General features: G+C 60.3%; 18 protein-coding genes. 17 read left to right on the top strand and 1 reads right to left on the bottom strand.

Annotated features, from left to right (window positions below):
- The first annotated feature begins 100 nt into the window (after nucleotides 1-100).
- The 8 genes from DWB67_RS02130 (at nucleotide 101) to rnd (ending at nucleotide 7,083) form a co-directional block, all read left to right on the top strand.
- Nucleotides 101-2,389 (top strand): putative monovalent cation/H+ antiporter subunit A, encoded by a 2,289-nt coding sequence (locus DWB67_RS02130; RefSeq protein ID WP_119805843.1) that lies wholly within the window; start codon nucleotides 101-103, stop codon nucleotides 2,387-2,389.
- A gap of 3 nt (nucleotides 2,390-2,392) precedes the next feature.
- Complete coding sequence (locus tag DWB67_RS02125; RefSeq protein ID WP_119805842.1) at nucleotides 2,393-2,812, top strand: MnhB domain-containing protein; 420 nt, start codon at nucleotides 2,393-2,395, stop codon at nucleotides 2,810-2,812.
- A 2-nt stretch (nucleotides 2,813-2,814) separates the two neighbouring features.
- On the top strand, nucleotides 2,815-3,177 hold the full coding sequence (locus DWB67_RS02120) for a Na+/H+ antiporter subunit C (protein WP_119805841.1): 363 nt from the start codon (nucleotides 2,815-2,817) through the stop codon (nucleotides 3,175-3,177).
- Nucleotides 3,174-4,673, top strand: coding sequence for a Na+/H+ antiporter subunit D (locus DWB67_RS02115; RefSeq protein WP_119805840.1), 1,500 nt, complete (start codon nucleotides 3,174-3,176; stop codon nucleotides 4,671-4,673). Before DWB67_RS02120 ends, DWB67_RS02115 begins: the two co-directional genes overlap by 4 nt.
- The gene (locus DWB67_RS02110; RefSeq protein ID WP_119805839.1) at nucleotides 4,670-5,146 is read left to right on the top strand and encodes a Na+/H+ antiporter subunit E; all 477 of its coding nucleotides are present in this window, start codon (nucleotides 4,670-4,672) and stop codon (nucleotides 5,144-5,146) included. The genes DWB67_RS02115 and DWB67_RS02110 overlap by 4 nt, the downstream gene beginning before the upstream one ends.
- A 6-nt stretch (nucleotides 5,147-5,152) precedes the next feature.
- Entirely contained in the window at nucleotides 5,153-5,461 is a 309-nt protein-coding gene (locus tag DWB67_RS02105) for a monovalent cation/H+ antiporter complex subunit F (RefSeq protein ID WP_119805838.1), read from the top strand.
- Entirely contained in the window at nucleotides 5,458-5,814 is a 357-nt protein-coding gene (gene mnhG, locus DWB67_RS02100) for a monovalent cation/H(+) antiporter subunit G (protein ID WP_119805837.1), read from the top strand. The genes DWB67_RS02105 and mnhG overlap by 4 nt, the downstream gene beginning before the upstream one ends.
- A gap of 102 nt (nucleotides 5,815-5,916) precedes the next feature.
- Complete coding sequence (rnd, locus tag DWB67_RS02095) at nucleotides 5,917-7,083, top strand: ribonuclease D (protein WP_119806158.1); 1,167 nt, start codon at nucleotides 5,917-5,919, stop codon at nucleotides 7,081-7,083.
- 11 nt (nucleotides 7,084-7,094) lie between these two features.
- Here rnd and DWB67_RS02090 read toward each other — a convergent pair whose 3' ends face one another.
- Complete coding sequence (locus tag DWB67_RS02090) at nucleotides 7,095-7,814, bottom strand: PAS domain-containing protein (RefSeq protein ID WP_255418508.1); 720 nt, start codon at nucleotides 7,812-7,814, stop codon at nucleotides 7,095-7,097.
- Between the two features lie 246 nt (nucleotides 7,815-8,060).
- Here DWB67_RS02090 and gmk point away from each other — a divergent pair, with 246 nt between their 5' ends.
- From gmk to DWB67_RS02045, 9 genes are all read left to right on the top strand, one after another.
- Entirely contained in the window at nucleotides 8,061-8,693 is a 633-nt protein-coding gene (gmk, locus tag DWB67_RS02085) for a guanylate kinase (RefSeq protein WP_119806156.1), read from the top strand.
- On the top strand, nucleotides 8,690-9,211 hold the full coding sequence (locus DWB67_RS02080) for a gamma carbonic anhydrase family protein (RefSeq protein ID WP_119805836.1): 522 nt from the start codon (nucleotides 8,690-8,692) through the stop codon (nucleotides 9,209-9,211). Before gmk ends, DWB67_RS02080 begins: the two co-directional genes overlap by 4 nt.
- On the top strand, nucleotides 9,208-10,305 hold the full coding sequence (locus DWB67_RS02075) for a cell wall metabolism sensor histidine kinase WalK (RefSeq protein WP_119805835.1): 1,098 nt from the start codon (nucleotides 9,208-9,210) through the stop codon (nucleotides 10,303-10,305). Before DWB67_RS02080 ends, DWB67_RS02075 begins: the two co-directional genes overlap by 4 nt.
- A 78-nt stretch (nucleotides 10,306-10,383) precedes the next feature.
- Nucleotides 10,384-11,139 (top strand): ribose-5-phosphate isomerase RpiA, encoded by a 756-nt coding sequence (rpiA, locus tag DWB67_RS02070; protein WP_119805834.1) that lies wholly within the window; start codon nucleotides 10,384-10,386, stop codon nucleotides 11,137-11,139.
- Nucleotides 11,140-11,143: 4 nt separating this feature from the next.
- Entirely contained in the window at nucleotides 11,144-12,523 is a 1,380-nt protein-coding gene (gorA, locus tag DWB67_RS02065; protein WP_119805833.1) for a glutathione-disulfide reductase, read from the top strand.
- A gap of 118 nt (nucleotides 12,524-12,641) precedes the next feature.
- The gene (hflK, locus tag DWB67_RS02060; RefSeq protein ID WP_119805832.1) at nucleotides 12,642-13,832 is read left to right on the top strand and encodes an FtsH protease activity modulator HflK; all 1,191 of its coding nucleotides are present in this window, start codon (nucleotides 12,642-12,644) and stop codon (nucleotides 13,830-13,832) included.
- Complete coding sequence (gene hflC / locus DWB67_RS02055; RefSeq protein WP_119805831.1) at nucleotides 13,832-15,019, top strand: protease modulator HflC; 1,188 nt, start codon at nucleotides 13,832-13,834, stop codon at nucleotides 15,017-15,019. Before hflK ends, hflC begins: the two co-directional genes overlap by 1 nt.
- A gap of 345 nt (nucleotides 15,020-15,364) precedes the next feature.
- Nucleotides 15,365-16,780, top strand: a complete 1,416-nt coding sequence (locus DWB67_RS02050; protein ID WP_255418532.1) for a DegQ family serine endoprotease — start codon at nucleotides 15,365-15,367, stop codon at nucleotides 16,778-16,780.
- A 106-nt stretch (nucleotides 16,781-16,886) separates the two neighbouring features.
- Nucleotides 16,887-17,210 (top strand): 2Fe-2S iron-sulfur cluster-binding protein, encoded by a 324-nt coding sequence (locus tag DWB67_RS02045; RefSeq protein ID WP_119805830.1) that lies wholly within the window; start codon nucleotides 16,887-16,889, stop codon nucleotides 17,208-17,210.
- The last annotated feature ends 167 nt before the right edge of the window (nucleotides 17,211-17,377 follow it).

Here is a 17,377-nt window from a genome sequence, read left to right as displayed (position 1 = left end):
GTCTCGATTGGTTCGATTCCGTTCCGCATGCGACTGTTTCCCACCAGAAAAGGGTGCTAGACCCACCTGCAACCTGCATGCCGCGACAGAGGTTCGAGACATGGCTGAAGACTATACCAAGGTACCCCGCTTCATGGGCGGGCCGGCTGGCTGGATTTCGATTGTGTTTCCGGCGGTGCTATTCGTTTATTTCATGGGGCTGCTTCCCGAAGTGGCCGAGGTGCCGATCCTGCGCGGCATGGACTGGGTTCCCTCACTGGGGATCCGGCTTTCGGTGTTGCTGGACGGGCTTAGCATGACATTCGCGCTGCTGATCACCGGTATCGGTACGGCGGTGACGTTGTATTCGTCGCGCTATCTGGGCGATCATCCGCATTATCCGCGCTTTGTCTGCTATCTGCTGGCCTTTATGGTCGGGATGCTGGGGCTGGTGCTGTCCGATAACCTGCTGTCGATCTTTGTTTTTTGGGAAGTGACGACAATTTCTTCCTATCTGCTGATCGGGTTCAACGCCGATAAAGCGGTGTCGCGTCGTTCGGCGTTGCAGGCGTTGCTGGTGACAGGCGCGGGCGGTCTGACCCTGTTGGCGGGGATCATCGTTCTGGGGAATGTCGCGGGAACCTATGAGGTGTCCGGAATTGTTGCCCAAGGCGATCTGATCCGGAACCATCCGATGTATCTGGCGATCCTGCTGATGTTCCTTGCGGGGGCCTTCACCAAATCGGCGCAAGTGCCGTTCCACTTCTGGCTGCCCAATGCCATGGCCGCCCCGACGCCGGTTTCGGCCTATCTGCACAGCGCAACGATGGTCAAGGCGGGCATTTTTTTGATGGCGCGCATGAACCCTGTGCTGGGCGATACGCCTGTCTGGTTCTGGGTGCTGACAATCTTTGGCGGCGTGACGGCGGTGTTTGCATCGGTCATGGCCATCCGTCAGACCGACATCAAGCAGGTGCTGGCCTATACCACCCTGATGGCGCTGGGCACGCTGACCATGCTGATCGGCGCGGGCACGCATTATGCCATTTCCGCCGCGATGCTGTTTCTGGTCGTCCATTCGCTCTATAAGGCTGCGCTGTTCCTGATGATCGGCATTGTCGACCATTCGACCGGAACACGTGATGCCAATACCCTCAGCGGGCTGGGCAGGGCGATGCCTTTGACGGCGATTGCTGCCGCCTTAGCCGCGCTAAGCATGGCGGGCATTCCGCCGCTGGTCGGCTTTGTTGGCAAGGAATACATGTATAAAGCGGGTCTGGGGCTGGAAGGCGGGGCGATGTATTGGGTCATTGCGATGACCTTTGCCGCCTCGGCGCTGATGTTTGTCGCGGGCGGCATCGTCGCGTGGAAACCCTTCACCGGAAAAATGGGACAGACTCCGCATAAAGCGCATGAGGGGCCATGGCAGATGCTGGCCGGACCGCTGGTTCTGGGGGCGCTGTCGCTGACCTTCGGTCTGCTGCCGGATCTGCTGGGCGAATATATCGTCGGGCCCGCCGCCCGCGCCGTTTATGGCCCGCACGAGGATCTGCACCTGCATCTGTGGGGCGGCTTTAACGCGGCGCTCTATCTGTCGCTGGCAACCTTTGCAGCGGGTTGGCTGCTGTATCTGTGCCACCAGAAACTGCGCGGTTTCCTTGCACGGTTCGAGGCAAGCAATCCTGTCGATTTCGATGCCGGTTGGGACCGCCTTCTGGATGGCTTCAAGGCTTTTGCCGCATGGCAGACGGCACTGATCCAGAACGGCAGTCTTCAGCGCTATATGGCGGTGATTTTTGCCACCTTTATTGTGCTGGTCGGCGGCACCTATCTGTTCAAGGGGGCGTTTGACGGGGCCATCGGCCTGTCCGCCGCCGAGGTACATCCGGTGCAATGGACAGTGCTGGCGCTGATCATTGTCGGCGCGATCCTTGTGACATGGACCCACAGCCGGATGACGGCGGTGGCGGGCATGGGCGTGGTCGGCATCGGCGTTTCGCTGATTTTCATCACCTTCAGCGCCCCCGATGTTGCCATTACCCAGCTGCTGGTCGAAGTGTTGGTTGTTGTGCTGGTCAGCCTTGTCATGCTGCGTCTGCCGTATCTGCCGCGCCGATCCACAAAAACGTTCCGCGCCGGTCATGCGGTTATCGCGGGCGGTGTCGGGGCTGTGATAACTTTCCTGATGCTGTCGGTGTTGGGCAGTGATTTCGATCCGCGCCTGACCGAGTTCTTCGAAAAATCCTCCTATCCCGACGCACATGGCCGCAATATCGTGAACGTCATTCTGGTTGACTTCCGCGCATTGGATACATTCGGAGAAATCACCGTTGTCACTATGGCGGCCATCGCCGCTTATGCCCTGCTGCGCGGGATCAAGAAATCCACCCCCGACGAGAAGGAGACCTGAGCGATGCAGTCACTGATCCTGACAACAACCACGCGTCTTCTGGTCGCTTTGCTTCTGGTCTTTTCGGTCTATGCCCTGCTGCGCGGTCACAACCTTCCGGGGGGCGGCTTTATCGGCGGGCTGATCGGGGCAACTGCGTTTATCCTCTATACCATTGCTGCATCTGTAGATGAGGCACAGCGGGCCCTGCGCGTCGATCCGGCGAATATGGCGATGCTGGGTGTGGGGGTTGCGGGGCTTGCGGGGCTGTCCGCAGGTCTGGCGGGCCAGCCTTTCTTTACCGGCCAATGGTTTTTTCTGTTTGCCAGCGAAGGCAACGAGGGCATCCCCATCTCATCGGTGCTGTTCTTTGATATTGGCGTCTATATGGCTGTTTTCGGCGGAATCCTGACGCTGGTCTTTGCCTTGGAACAGGAGATCTAAGCGTGGAGTTGCTGCTTGCAGTTACCATCGGCATTCTTGTCGCGACCTCGGTCTATATGATGCTGGATCGCAATGTCCTGCGTTTTCTGTTCGGACTGGTCCTGCTGTCGAATGCCGTGAACCTTGTCATTTTTGCCGCCGGCCGTCTGACTGTTGGTGCGCCGCCGCTGATCGCCGACGGGGCCTATGCCCCTGATGGCCCGATTGCGAATGCCCTGCCGCAGGCGCTGGTGCTGACCGCCATTGTGATCGGCTTTGGTCTGTTGGCCTTTGCGCTGGCGCTGGTCTATCGCACCTATATGTCGCTTGGCACCGTCAACAGCGATGAAATGCGCATTGCCGAGCCCGAGGAGGCCAAGAAATGAGCTGGCTTCTGGTCTATCCCATCGTCATCCCGATGATGACGGCTGTCGCATCCTATCTGTTCCGTAAATCACCCGCAGGCCGCTGGATATCGCTGGCCGGCACGACGCTGTTGTTGTTCGCCAGCTGCTTGTTGATGTCGGATGTGCTGGATCAGGGCGTGATTGCCGCCCAGATGTCGAACTGGGATGCCCCGTTCGGTATCACGCTGGTCGCGGATCTTCTTAGCGGCGTCATGGTGGTCATCACCGCCATCACCGGTCTTGCCACTGTGGTTTATTCCTTTGGCGAAATCCCCAAGCGGCTTGAACAGCTGGGCTTTCATGCGCTGTTGCAGGTTCTGCTGGTGGGTGTGTGCGGCGCCTTTCTGACTGGCGATCTGTTCAACCTCTATGTCTGGTTCGAGGTGATGCTGATTGCCAGCTTCGGCTTGCTGGTTCTGGGCGGATCGCGCGAACAGCTGGATGGCGGCATCAAATATGTAACGCTGAACCTGATTTCGACAATCATGTTCCTGACCGGCATCGGCCTGCTTTACGGCATCACCGGAACCCTGAATATGGCCGACCTGCATCTGGCCGTGCGCGAGGTTGAAAACACCGGCCTGCTGACTGCGATTGCCGTGATGTTCATGGTGGCCTTCGGGGTCAAGGCGGCGATGTTCCCGCTGTTCTTCTGGCTGCCTGCATCCTATCACACGCCGCCGGTTGCGGTTTCGGCGATCTTTGCGGGGCTGTTGACCAAGGTCGGGGTCTATTCCCTGATGCGGACCTTCACGCTGATTTTTGATCAGGATATTGCGTTCACCCATTCGATCTTGCTGTGGCTGGCGGTGATTACCATGATCACCGGTGTGCTGGGGGCCGCTGCGATGAATGATTTCCGCCGCATCCTGTCGTTCCATATCATCAGCCAGATCGGTTATATGATCCTTGGTCTGGCGCTTTATACGCCGCTTGGACTGATGGGCGCGGTCTTCTATCTGGTCCACCATATCATCGTAAAGGCCAACCTGTTCTTTGTCGCAGGGGTCGCCAAACGCATCGCTGGATCGACCGAACTGTCGCGCATCGGCGGTCTTTATGCCCATGCGCCGGTACTTGCTTTCCTGTTCCTGATCCCGGCGTTTTCACTAGCGGGCTTTCCGCCGCTGTCTGGCTTCTGGGCGAAGTTCATCGTGGTAAAAGCGGCGCTGGATCTGGATATGTGGGTGGTGGCCGGCATCGGTCTGGCGGTTGGTCTGCTGACCATCTTCTCGATGACGAAAATCTGGGGGGCGGCGTTCTGGCCGGACCACCCTGATGGGATCAAGCCACGGCTGTCGGATATTCCGATGGGTCACCGCATGGCGCTGATGCTGCCCATCGTGGCACTGGCCGCGCTGACCTGCATCATCGGTCTGTTCCCTGAACCCTTCGTGCAATTTGCCGAACGCGCAGCGGGCCAGCTTCTGGACCCCAGCGTCTATATCCAGACCGTTTTGGGGGTGCAGCCGTGAACCTCTTTGCCATCAATATGTTTCTGGCCTTTGCATGGGTTGCCCTGACGGGTGGGGTCACGCTGACCGGACTGATCACCGGCTTTGTCATCGGTCTGGCGGCGATGTATCTGGTCAAGCCGTTGTTTCCCGCGTCACAGGGGTATTTCATCCGGTTGTATTACTGGGTGCGTCTGGTTGTGATGTTCATCTATGAACTGGTCGTCAGCTCGTTTTCCGTGGTCAGCGATGTCTTTACGCCGGGGCAGGATTCAAAGCCCGCACTGATTGCCGTGCCGATCAATGTCACCACCGATCTGCAGATCACGATGCTGGCCAATTTCATCTCGCTGACGCCGGGGACTTTGACCCTTGATGTGTCCGACGATCGCAAAACATTGTATATCCATGCGATGTTCGGTGATGATCCCGATGCGATCCGCGCGCAGATCCGTGACCGTTTCGAGGTCTGGGTCCGCGAAGCAACGGAGTAGATAACCATGAGCTTTTACGACGAAGCAATTCTGGCCGGTTTCGCCCTGGTCATCCTTGGTGTGACATTGGCGGCCATCCGTCTGGTCAAAGGGCCGACACTGGCCGACCGGATCGTGGCGCTGGACCTGATGACCATCCAGCTGGTGGCCTTTGGCGGACTGGCGGCGCTGCAGGCTGACAGCGCGGCGTTTCTGGATGTCGCAGTGGTGCTGGCATTGGTCGGCTTTCTGGCGACCGTCTGCCTTGCCCGTTATCTGGAACGGCGGGTTCTGTTGAAATCCATAGATCTGCAGAAAGAAAAGGAAAGCCAATGATCCTTGATCTGATCATCGCGGCGCTTGCCGTTGGCGGCGGCTTCTTTTGTCTTGGGGCGGGTCTGGGCGTTCTGCGTTTGCCGGATCTGCTGAACCGGATGCATGCCTCGACCAAGGCGGGGACGCTGGGGGTCGGGATGATCCTGCTGGCTGTCGGGCTGGCCTTTGATGAAGCGACGGTCTTTGCCCGCGCGATGGCGGCCTTCCTGTTCGTTCTGCTGACCGCACCGGTCGCGGCGCATCTGATCGGCCGCGCGGCGTTCCGGTCCGGCGTGCCCATGACACCGGGCACCACCAGCGAACCGGGCGTGACCGAAGCGTTGCGCACAGGCCCCCCGAAAAAGCAGGACTGACGGGCCGGGACAAACGGGGCTTTCCAATTGTTTTTCTTGGGCGTAAATCTTTGCCATTGGCGGACGAACCGCCCGAAGTGAAAGAGCCGTATGAGCCACGACATCCCCACGATTACCCGCACAGAAGACCTTGCGATCTTCTGCGAGGCTGCGAAATCAGCCCCCTATGTCACCGTAGACACCGAGTTTCTGCGCGAACGGACCTATTGGTCCAAACTGTGCCTGATCCAGCTGGCCATTCCCCCTGCGGGCACGTCCAAAACCGCGGGCGGCGATGCCGTTCTGGTTGATCCGCTGGCCGAGGGGCTGTCGCTGGAACCGCTTTACGACCTGTTCCGCCATACCGGTACGGTCAAAGTCTTCCATGCCGCGCGTCAGGATCTGGAGATTTTCTTCCACGACGCCCAGCTGTTCCCGACACCGCTGTTTGACACGCAGGTCGCCGCGATGGTTTGCGGCTTTGGCGAACAGGTCGGATACGAAACCTTGGTGCGCAAGATTGCCAAGGCCAATCTGGACAAATCCTCGCGGTTTACCGATTGGTCGCTGCGTCCCTTGTCGGATGCCCAAAGCGCCTATGCGCTGGCCGATGTGACGCATCTTCGGGTCATCTATGAATATCTGTCGGCCGAGCTGGCAAAATCAGGCCGTGATGCCTGGGTCGCCGAGGAAGTGGCGGTGCTTGAAAATCCCGAAACCTATATCACCCGCCCCGAAGAGGCTTGGCTGAAGGTCCGCACCCGCACGAATTCACCGCGTTTTCTGGCGATCCTGCGCGAATTGGCGCAGTTCCGCGAAGCCTATGCCCAAGCCCGCGATATCCCGCGCAGTCGTGTTTACAAAGACGACGCGATGATCGAGATCGCCTCGACCAAGCCACAATCCGAGGCTGATCTGGGCCGGTCACGTCTGTTGCTGCGCGAGGCCCGCAAGGGTGATATTGCGGCCGGTATTATTGCAGCGGTCAAAGCCGGTCTGGAATCGAAGGACCTTCCCCAGCCCAAAGGCGACGAACCGGGAAAGCCGGGCAATGCCGCGCTGTCGGATCTGTTGCGGGTTCTGTTGAAAGCCAAGGCCGATGCGGCAGGCGTTGCACCCAAGCTGATCGCATCCTCGGCTGATCTGGATGCGATTGCGACGGGGGAACGTGATTTGTCCGCGCTCAGCGGATGGCGTGCCAAGGTCTTTGGTCAGGATGCCTTGCGTCTGGCCTCGGGCGAGATTGCCCTTTCCGCCCATAACGGTGCGGTCAAGGTCGTCACCCTTTAAGAAAATTCCCCTTAGGCGTCGTCGGGCGTCTTGGGGGTGATTATTTTAAAACCCGCGCGCCTTTGTTCGGGTGTCTGGGCCGATGCCTGCCTTGGCGGCGCGGGGGTAAAGTTTTCCTTGCTTTCGGCAAATCCGATCATGGATGGCGATGGCGCAAGTGTCGCCCCGCCTTCGATCACGGGCATCACCTCATCCCCGACCAGATCGAACCGGCGCGGTGCTATGCCGGTTTCACCCGCGGCCACCAGACAGCCAAGCGCCCGTGTCACATCGCCCAGATCCGATCGCAGCGGCAACAGTAACATCTGCGCCTCAAGTTGCGGGCGGCCATATTCGGGTTTTGCTGCCAGCGTCAGATGCGCGATCTGCGGGGCCTTGAATACGCTTTCCAGCACATCGGAAAACCGCCCGCGTGAGCTGGTGTTAAGGAAGGCGCAGACGGGCATGCCCCGCACCTCCATGCCCATCAGGTCGATCAGATGGCGACCGGCAAGGCGCAGACGCCCCGCACCGGGGGCAATACGTTCCAGAACAAAGGCATAATCCAGTGATCGTGCAATTCCGCGCGGGTCCACATCGCTTCGCGCAGGCACTGCACGTCCGTACCGAAGGCCATTCCAATAATCGCGTAATTCGCGAATGATCCGGTCGGGATTGCAGGCGTCATAGTCGCGCATCTGCAGAACCTGACCGTTGCCGATCTGGTGGATTTGCCCGGCGGGCTTTTTCACTGTGTCGTCGCGATACGGCACCGATTACCTCTGACCAGTTTGCCGGGCATTTGCTATTTTGCCCGCTGCCCTGTCTCTCAATACCCCGAAGAAAGGTCAGAGCACAGCTGTTTCATGAACAAATGGTTAAGAATACTGCCCAGAGTTGCGCTAAACCTGTGCAGAATTCTGTGGGGTTGACCGATCCGCGCTGTCGGGGCATCCCATCGAAAACCGTGCTGACATGAATAAAGGGCTTAGCAAATGATGAACCGAACGGGCCTGATGGTCATCCTGTCCTCGCCCTCGGGGGCTGGCAAGTCGACATTGGCGCGACGGTTGATGGATTGGGACCCGACGCTCAGCTTTTCGGTATCGGCCACCACCCGCGCCCCGCGCGAAGGGGAAATCAACGGGGTGCATTACTATTTCACCAGCCGCATGGAATTTGCCGATCTGGTCGCCAAGGAACAAATGCTGGAACATGCCGAGGTTTTTGGCAATTTCTATGGCAGCCCGCGCGCACCGGTCGAAAAGGCAATGCATGACGGACGCGACACGCTGTTCGACGTCGATTGGCAGGGCGGCCAGCAGATCCGCGCCTCGGCGCTTGGGGGGCATGTGGTGTCCATCTTCGTGCTGCCGCCGTCCTTGCCCGAACTGGAGCGTCGTTTGCGCGGCCGCGGTCAGGACAGCGAAGAGGTGATCGCCGGTCGTATGTTGAAAAGCCGCGATGAAATCAGCCATTGGGCCGAATACGACTATGTGCTGGTCAATGACGATCTGGACCAGACCGAGGCACATCTGCGTGCTATCCTGACCGCCGAACGCATCCGCCGCGACCGCCAGTCGGGCTTGGGCGCTTTCGTCAAGAACCTGATGGAGGAGGATATGTCATGATCTGGTCCCTAGGGGGTGTGACCCCTGACATTGCCGATACCGCATGGGTCGCCCCTGACGCGCAGGTGATGGGGCGGGTGGTGCTGGAAGATCAGTCCTCGGTCTGGTTCGGGGCGGTGCTGCGCGGGGATAATGCGGAAATCCGCGTCGGACGTGGCAGCAATGTGCAGGACCTGTGCTGCCTGCATACCGATCCCGATTTTCCGCTGACCATCGGGGCCGATTGCACTATCGGCCACCGCGCCATCCTTCATGGTTGCACCATCGGGGATGGGGCGCTGATCGGCATGGGGGCGACCATCCTGAACGGTGCCCTTATCGGCGAAGGTGCCTTGATCGGGGCAGGGGCCTTGGTGACCGAGGGCAAGCAGATCCCTGCGGGGGCCTTGGTCATGGGTGCACCGGCCAAAGTGGTGCGAATGCTGGATGATGCAGCAATTGCCGAACTGCGCGCCTCGGCGGCACGGTATCGCGACAATGCTGCGCGGTTCCGGTCGGGCCTTGGGGCCGTCACATGACGCGGCGCGTGTCGGGTTTTCTGAACGGCGTGCCGGTGCCGATGCTGGCGGTTGACCAGAATTCCCGCGTGGTTGCGGTGAACCCCGCGGCCATTTCCCTGTTCGGGCAGGATCCGGTGGGGCGGCCTTTTATCACGGTGCTGCGCCAGCCGGCGATTGTTTCAGCGCTTGATTGGGTGTTGAATCCCGATGCATCCCCTGCGCCCGTGCCCGATCCGGCCCTGCCGACGCCCGCTGACGGCGTGGTGACCTTACGGGCGCAATTCGGGGCAGATGGTCGTGATATCATCGCCGAAGTTACAGTTGCGCCCTTGCCGTCCCCCTTGGGGCGCGGGGCGACCATTGCGGTCATCGACCGGTCTGTTGCCGAAGAAGCCGAACAGATGCGTCGGGATTTTGTGGCCAACGTCAGCCATGAACTGAAAACCCCCCTGACCGCGATGATCGGTTTTATCGACACCCTGCGCGGACCGGCCCGCGACGACGCCCGCGCCCGCGACCGCTTTCTGAACATCATGGAGCGCGAGGCCGGTCGGATGAACCGCCTGATCAGCGATCTGCTGTCGCTTAGCCGCGTGCAGGCCGAAGAACGCCGCCGCCCTTCGGGCAAGGTGGATCTGGCGGCTTTGGTGCGTAATGTCGTGCCGATGATGATGCCCGTAGCCGAGGCGGCAGACGTCCGCATCCTGACCGAAGGGTTGGACACCAAGATCCGTCTGCCCGGCGATCCCGATCAGCTGACGCAGGTGTTCCAGAACCTGATCGAGAATGCGATCAAATATGGCGGCACCGGCGGCGAGGTGCGCGTCAGCATCACCCGCCTGACCTATGAACCCCTGTTGCGCGGGCCGGGCTGGGCGGTGGCCGTTCAGGACAGCGGCGAAGGGATCGAGGAACAGCATCTGCCGCGCCTGACCGAACGTTTTTATCGCGTCGATACCCATCGGGCGCGGACCCAAGGCGGGACGGGGCTGGGCTTGTCGATCGTCAAGCATATCATCAACCGCCATCGGGGGCGTCTGCGGATCGAAAGCACACGCGGGCAAGGCAGCCGGTTTACTGTGATTTTGCCTGAAGGGATGTCGCGGGGTTAGGGTCAAAGGGTCACGGCCCTCTCGCGCTTCGGGCGGGCATGGCCTATAAGAATGCCATATCATCCAAGGGGAACCGTCATGTCGCAATCCTTGCAGGTCGATCCTGCCAAACTGGCTGCATCCAAGGTGGCCATTGCCCTTGTGCAGGACGGCATGCGTCTGGGGCTGGGCACGGGGTCCACGGCCAGCATCATGGTCCGCGAACTGGCCGCCCGCGTTCAGGCCGAAGGGCTGTCGTTGCGCTGTGCCGCGACGTCCAAGGCCACGGCGGATCTGGCGGTCGAACTGGGCCTTCGGGTCGAAACGCTGGACCAGATCGGCTGGCTGGACATGACCATCGACGGCGCGGATGAGGTTGATCCCGATCTGCATCTGATCAAGGGCGGCGGTGCCGCGCATCTGCGTGAAAAGGTCGTGGCAGCGGCAAGCGACCGCATGGTGGTCATTGCCGATCCGGGCAAAGTGGTCGAAACGCTTGGGGCTTTCCCCTTGCCGGTCGAGGTTCTGGCCTTCGGTTTTGAAACCACCCGCACGTTGATCCGGCGCGCGCTGGACCATCTGGACCTTGGCGGGCGCGACATCCTGCAGCGCTTGAAAGGCAGCGATCCCCTGATCACAGATGAAGGGAACTATATTCTGGACCTGCACATGCAGGATATCCCAGACCCTGCCGCATTGGCACGCGCCTTGTCGTCCATTCCGGGTGTCGTCGAACACGGATTGTTCCTTGGCATGTGCGACCTTGCGATTATAGGCCGCAGCGACGGAAGCGTTGTGGAACTGGCCCGCGATGCCGATATCGACGCCGATATGCTGGCCCATGAAGGAGAATGAGCGCGTGAATTTCGACTATGATCTGTTCGTCATCGGTGGCGGTTCGGGGGGCGTTCGTGCGGCCCGTATCGCGGCTGGGGACCATGGCGCCAAAGTCGGTCTTGCCGAGGAAAGCCGTCTTGGCGGCACTTGTGTGATCCGGGGCTGTGTTCCTAAAAAACTGATGATCTTCGCGTCGCAGGCCGGTTTGATGAATGCCGAAATGCAGGGCTATGGCTGGCCAGACGCCACCACCGGCGATTTCAGCTGGGAAATTTTCCGCGAAAAGCTGGATGCCGAACTGACGCGTCTGGAACTGATTTATCGTGCCGGTCTGGAACGCGCCGGGGTCGAGGTTCATGACCAGCACGCCAAACTGGCCGATCATCACACGGTCGAACTGGCCGATGGCACCCGCAAGACCGCCAAGCATATCCTGATTGCCACCGGCGGGCGTCCCGCCAAGATCGGCATTCCGGGCGAAGATCTTGCCATGATCTCGGACGATCTGTTCCTGCTGGACAAGCTGCCCAAGCGTGCCTTGCTGGTTGGCGGGGGCTTCATCGCCTGCGAATTCGCGACCATCATGGCGGGTCTGGGCATTGAAACCGTGCAGGCCTATCGCGGCGATGCGGTGCTGCGCGGTTTTGACCGCGAAGGCCGCGATCTGGCGACCTTGCAGCTAAGCCATGTCGGCGTCGATCTGCGTTTAGGCATGACACCCACGCGGTTGGACAAGGATGGCGACGGCGTCATGGTGTCGTTCGACAATGACACGACCGAGCGTTTTGACATCGTGATGTTTGCCACAGGCCGCGATCCTTACAGCTGGGGTCTGGGGCTGGAAAATACCGAGGTGAAAACCAAGCCTAATGGCACAATTATTGTGGACGAATGGTCGCAGACCAGCGTGCCTTCGGTCTATGCCGTGGGGGATGTGACCAACCGCGTCAACCTGACGCCGGTGGCCATCCGCGAAGGTCATGCCTTTGCCGATACGGTCTTTGGCAACGCGCCGCGCACCGTCGATCACAGCATTGTCGCAAGCGCGGTCTATCTGCGCCCGCATGAACTGGCCAGCGTCGGCCTGACCGAGGAAGAGGCTGTCCTGCGCGGCCCCGTCGATGTCTATTCGACGGTGTTCCGGCCCATGCGGTCCATGTTTGCAGGCAGCGATGCCCGTATGATGATGAAATTGCTGGTGGATCCGGAAACCGACAAGGTTCTGGGCTGCCATATCTTCGGCCCCGAGGCGGGTGAGATGATCCAGCTGGCGGCCATTCCCATCGGTATGGGTGCGACCAAGTCGCAATTCGACGCCACCATCGCTGTCCATCCCACCGCAGCCGAAGAACTGGTCACCATGCGCAATCCGTCACGCAAACATGACGGTGTGCCGGGCTGATATTCCCGTCGGGGGCGCGGCCCTCTGCCGCAGTGGCAGAGGGCTGGCGGGGTTGACATTTCCCGCCTGAACCCCAGTTTTTAACTTACGGAAATTAAAACGAAAGAAGGTCGATCGGATGGCTAATCAGGGCCCCTGGGGCGGAGGCGGCGGAGGAAACGGCGGCGGAGATGACGGGGATCGCGACAAGCGGCCCTCGGATCGTCCATGGGGCGACAAACAGCCACCGAACGGATCGCGCCGTCCAGGTCAGGGCGGTGATCCCCAACGTCCCGAGATCGACGAGTTGATGAAAAAAGGTCAGGAACGCCTGCGCGTGCTGATCGGTGGCCGCAACAATGGCGGTGGCACCGGTGGTAACGGTCGCGGCCCTTCCGGCCCGAGTTTCAATATGAACCGTTCGACCGTGGCGATTGCCGGTCTGGCTGTGGTGGCGCTTTGGGCGTTCTCCAGCTTTTACCGCGTGCAGACCAACGAACAAAGCGTCGAATTCCTGTTTGGTCGTTCCGTTGCCGTCGGCACCGAGGGTCTAAACTTTGCCCCATGGCCATTTGTCACCGCCGAGGTTGTGCCGGTCACCAACGAACGCACCACGGAAATCGGCACCGGTCGTGCCGGACCGACGGACACGGGCCTGATGCTGACCCGTGACCAGAACATCGTGGATATGGAATATCAGGTCGTCTGGAACATCCGCGACCCCGAGATGTATCTGTTCAACCTTGCAGATCCATCGGACACCATCCGCGCCGTGGCTGAATCCGCCATGCGCGATATTATCGCCCGCAGCGAACTGGCACCGATTCTGAACCGCGACCGTGGTTCCATCGCGACAGATCTGCGCGAAGCTGTGCAATCGACGCTGGACGAATACCAGTCGGGCATCAATGTCATCCGTGTCAACCTTGACCGCGCCGACCCCCCCGAGGAAGTCATCGACGCCTTCCGCGAGGTTCAGGCAGCCCAGCAGGAACGCGACCGTCTGGAAAAAGAAGCCGACGCCTATGCCAACCGCGTTCTGGCCCAAGCCCGTGGTGACGCGGCGCAGACGCTGGAACAGGCCGAAGGTTACCGCGCGCAGGCTGTTAACACAGCTGCGGGTGAGGCTGCACGTTTCAATTCGATCTACGAAGAATATGTGAATGCCCCCGAAGTGACCCGTCGCCGGATGTATCTGGAAACGATGGAAGAAGTCTTGGGTGGCGTGAACAAGATCATCCTTGGCGAAGGTCTGAACGAAGGTTCGGGCGTGGTGCCATATCTGCCGCTGGACCAGTTGCGTAACAATAACAGCGGAGGGACGAACTGATGACACCTCGTACCAAGACCCTGTCCGTATTGGCCATTCCCGCATTGGTGGTCGTGGCTGTTCTGGCAGCATCGTCGCTGTTCATCGTGGATGAACGCGAAAAGGCGCTGGTTCTTCGCCTTGGCCGAGTGGTCGATGTGCAGGAAAGCCCCGGTCTGGGGTTCAAATTGCCATTCATCGACAATGTCGTGAAATATGACGGCCGTATCCTTGGCCTGCCGACCAGCCCGTTGGAAGTCACGCCTTTAGATGACCGTCGTCTGGTGGTCGATGCCTTTGCTCGCTGGCGCATCACTGATCCGGTCCGCTTCCGTCAGGCCGTAGGTGCCGCCGGTGTGCAGGCCGCACAGCAGCGTTTGCAGCCGATTGTCGTCGATGCGATCCGTGGCGTTCTGGGTACCGTGCCGTCGACGACGGTGCTGTCGGATGACCGCACGACGCTGATGAACCAGATCCGCGACGAGGCGCGCGACAATTCGGGCGGTTTGGGGGTCGAAATTATCGACGTCCGCTTGACCCGCACCGATTTGCCGGAACAGAACCTGAATGCCACCTATGGCCGGATGCGTGCCGAACGTCAGCGTGAAGCCGCAGATGAAATTGCCCGTGGTGGTGAAGCAGCGCAGCGTGTTCGTGCTGCCGCAGACCGGACCGTGGTCGAGCTGACGTCCGAAGCCAGCCGTCGTGCCGAAATCGCGCGTGGTGAGGCTGATGCACAGCGCAACGCCATCTATGCCGATGCCTATGGCCGCGATCCGGAATTCTTTGCCTTTACCCGTTCGCTGACATCCTATCAGCGTGCGCTTGGTGGTGAAAACAGCTCTATGGTGATCCAGCCGGACAGTGAATTCTTCACCTATCTGTCGGATGATGGTGGCAGCCGTGCCAACCCCGCCTCGACGCCGGTTCCAAAGGGCAATTCGGCCGAAAACGTGTCGGCCCCCAATCCTGAGGCCGAAGCCGAGGAAGAGGATCTGGTCACCCCCGAAGTGACCGACCGTGAAGGCAACCGTTTGGGCGAAGCGGCAGGCGTGCGTCTTACGCCGGTTCCCGAAAGCCTTGCGACCCCACCACAGACGCAATCGGAAATCGTTGCACCCGAAGCGCCGATCGCGGATCAACCCGCAGAAACCGAAACAGCGCCGGAACCTGAGGCAACAACGCAGGAACCGGCCCCCGCCAACTAGGGCAGGACATCACGGGCGGGGGGCAACCTCCGCCCGTTTTGTAACAAAAGTCACGATCAGTTCACAAAGCGAGAGCGTGGTTTATTTGCAACCTGTCACCAGTTTGCGTTCAACTCCAGTCGCAGCTTCGCGGTTACGCGCTGCCCTGCTGCATTCGAAACCACGAGGACGTTCAGCATGAAATCGCTATTTCCGCGCCATCTGATGACCGCATCGGCTTTGTCCCTTGCCGTGGGCCTTGGTTATGCAGGCGCGCAACAGGTTGCAGACCCCGCCACTGACGACGTATCGCCGCAGGTCAGCCAGCAGGCGCAGGATGCCGCCAATAATAACCAACCCTTGGGGATGGATGCCGCAAAAGCCGAACCCGCGCAGGTCATGCCGGGCAGCTTTGCCGATCTGACCGAACAAGTTTCCCCCGCCGTCGTAAACATCACGACGACATCTGTTGTGTCCCAGCCGACAGGCGGCGGCCCGTCCTTTCCCGAAGGCAGCCCGTTTTCGGACCTGTTCCGCGAATTCGGCTTTCCCGGTGTGCCCGGCAGCCCGGACAGCGGCCCTTCGCAGCGCACACCCCAGCGGTCGAACGCTTTGGGGTCGGGGTTTGTCATCTCGGCCGATGGGTATATCGTGACCAACAACCACGTCATCGACGGCGCGGATGAGATCGAGATCGAATTCTATTCCGGTGAAACGCTGCCTGCCAAAGTTGTCGGTACAGATCCCAATACCGATGTCGCCCTGTTGAAGGTCGAAGGCGAAAAAGCCATTCCCTTCGTCGGCTTCGGTGACAGCGATGACGCCCGTGTGGGTGATTGGGTGCTGGCGCTTGGCAACCCGTTGGGACAGGGCTTTTCGGCCAGTTCGGGGATTGTTTCGGCGCGGAACCGTGAATTATCCGGCACTTATGACGATTATCTGCAGACCGATGCTGCCATCAATCGCGGCAACTCGGGCGGGCCTTTGTTCAATATGTCGGGCGAGGTTATCGGCGTGAATACGGCGATCCTGTCGCCGAACGGCGGTTCGATCGGGATCGGCTTCTCGATGGCGTCTAATGTCGTTTCCGAGGTGGTCGACCAGCTGCGCGAATTCGGGGAAACCCGCCGTGGCTGGCTGGGCGTGATGATTCAGGATGTGACGCCGGAAATGGCCGAGGCGCTTGGGCTGGATGCCAAGGGCGGTGCAATGATCACCGATGTTCCCGAAGGTCCGGCACGTGAAGCAGGCCTGAAGACCGGTGATGTGATTACCGGTTTCGACGGTCAGACAGTCGAAGACACGCGCGGTCTGGTCCGCCGCGTCGCCGAGGCGCCCTCGGGGGATACTGTTTCCGTGGATATTTTGCGCGACGGCAAGGCGGAAAAGCTTGACGTGACGCTTGGACGCCGCGAAACGGCACAGGGTGAGGAAACCACCCCGCAGCCAGCAGACGAACCGACCGAGACCGATATTCTGGGCATGTCACTGACCGCTTTGACGCCGGATATGGCGGCAGAACTGGGTGCATCGCGCGATGCAAAAGGCGTGGCCATCACCGGCGTCGCCCCCGAAGGTCCGGCGGCTGACAAGGGTCTGGCGGCTGGTGACATCATCACCGACGTCAACCAGCAGGCCATCACCTCGGTCGTGGAACTTCAGGACCGCATTTCCGAGGCGCGCGAGGCGGGCCGCAAGTCCGTGCTGATGCTGATCCGTCGCGGAGGTGAACCGCTGTTCGTTGCACTGACCCTGCCGGAGGAGGAAAGCGACGCGGAATAAAGCACCGCGCCACCATGTGACCTGAATGGGGCAGTCCTGCGGGGCTGCCCCTTTTCAAAGCGGCCCTGATTGTCTAATTCGACGTAAGAACAAGGGAACGAGCGACATGGCGAAGATTACCTACATCGAACACAATGGCACCCGTCACGACGTCGAGGTCCGTCCGGGCATGACAGTCATGGAGGGTGCGCGCGACAACGGCATTCCGGGCATTGATGCCGATTGCGGCGGCGCATGTGCCTGTTCCACCTGCCATGTCTATGTCGATCCGGCATGGCTGGACAAACTGCCCGCCCGCGACGCGATGGAGGAGGATATGCTTGATTTCGCCTATCAGCCCGATCCCGCACGGTCGCGTCTGACCTGCCAGATCAAGGTCACCGACGATCTGGACGGGTTGGTGGTGCAACTGCCCGAACGCCAGATCTGATCCTGACCCGATAAGATGCCGCAAGCCGCGCCCTTGATGGAAGGGTGCGGCTTTTTCATGGCCGGTACCAATTAACCCCCGCATCAGAAGATTTTTCCAGCCGCGTGCAATATTCGCCCCGCGCGGGTTGTGCCTGCCCGACACGCGCAGTAAGGGCTTTGCCCCAG

Origin of the sequence: Paracoccus sp. JM45, assembly GCF_003590715.1 — a bacterium.
In the GTDB taxonomy this organism is placed as follows: Bacteria; Pseudomonadota; Alphaproteobacteria; order Rhodobacterales; family Rhodobacteraceae; genus Paracoccus.
Note: the sequence above shows the minus strand (reverse complement) of the source record. Positions and strands in the feature narration are given on the sequence as shown.

Bases quoted from the DNA above. Each gene is read 5' to 3' on its own strand.
- DWB67_RS02130 (WP_119805843.1), top strand. From the start codon at position 101: ATGGCTGAAGACTATACCAAGGTACCCCGCTTCATGGGCGGGCCGGCT.
- mnhG (WP_119805837.1), top strand. From the start codon at position 5,458: ATGATCCTTGATCTGATCATCGCGGCGCTTGCCGTTGGCGGCGGCTTC.
- hflK (WP_119805832.1), top strand. From the start codon at position 12,642: ATGGCTAATCAGGGCCCCTGGGGCGGAGGCGGCGGAGGAAACGGCGGC.
- DWB67_RS02105 (WP_119805838.1), top strand. From the start codon at position 5,153: ATGAGCTTTTACGACGAAGCAATTCTGGCCGGTTTCGCCCTGGTCATC.
- DWB67_RS02115 (WP_119805840.1), top strand. From the start codon at position 3,174: ATGAGCTGGCTTCTGGTCTATCCCATCGTCATCCCGATGATGACGGCT.
- DWB67_RS02050 (WP_255418532.1), top strand. From the start codon at position 15,365: ATGGATGCCGCAAAAGCCGAACCCGCGCAGGTCATGCCGGGCAGCTTT.
- hflC (WP_119805831.1), top strand. From the start codon at position 13,832: ATGACACCTCGTACCAAGACCCTGTCCGTATTGGCCATTCCCGCATTG.
- DWB67_RS02075 (WP_119805835.1), top strand. From the start codon at position 9,208: ATGACGCGGCGCGTGTCGGGTTTTCTGAACGGCGTGCCGGTGCCGATG.
- DWB67_RS02125 (WP_119805842.1), top strand. From the start codon at position 2,393: ATGCAGTCACTGATCCTGACAACAACCACGCGTCTTCTGGTCGCTTTG.
- gmk (WP_119806156.1), top strand. From the start codon at position 8,061: ATGAACCGAACGGGCCTGATGGTCATCCTGTCCTCGCCCTCGGGGGCT.
- DWB67_RS02045 (WP_119805830.1), top strand. From the start codon at position 16,887: ATGGCGAAGATTACCTACATCGAACACAATGGCACCCGTCACGACGTC.
- DWB67_RS02080 (WP_119805836.1), top strand. From the start codon at position 8,690: ATGATCTGGTCCCTAGGGGGTGTGACCCCTGACATTGCCGATACCGCA.
- rpiA (WP_119805834.1), top strand. From the start codon at position 10,384: ATGTCGCAATCCTTGCAGGTCGATCCTGCCAAACTGGCTGCATCCAAG.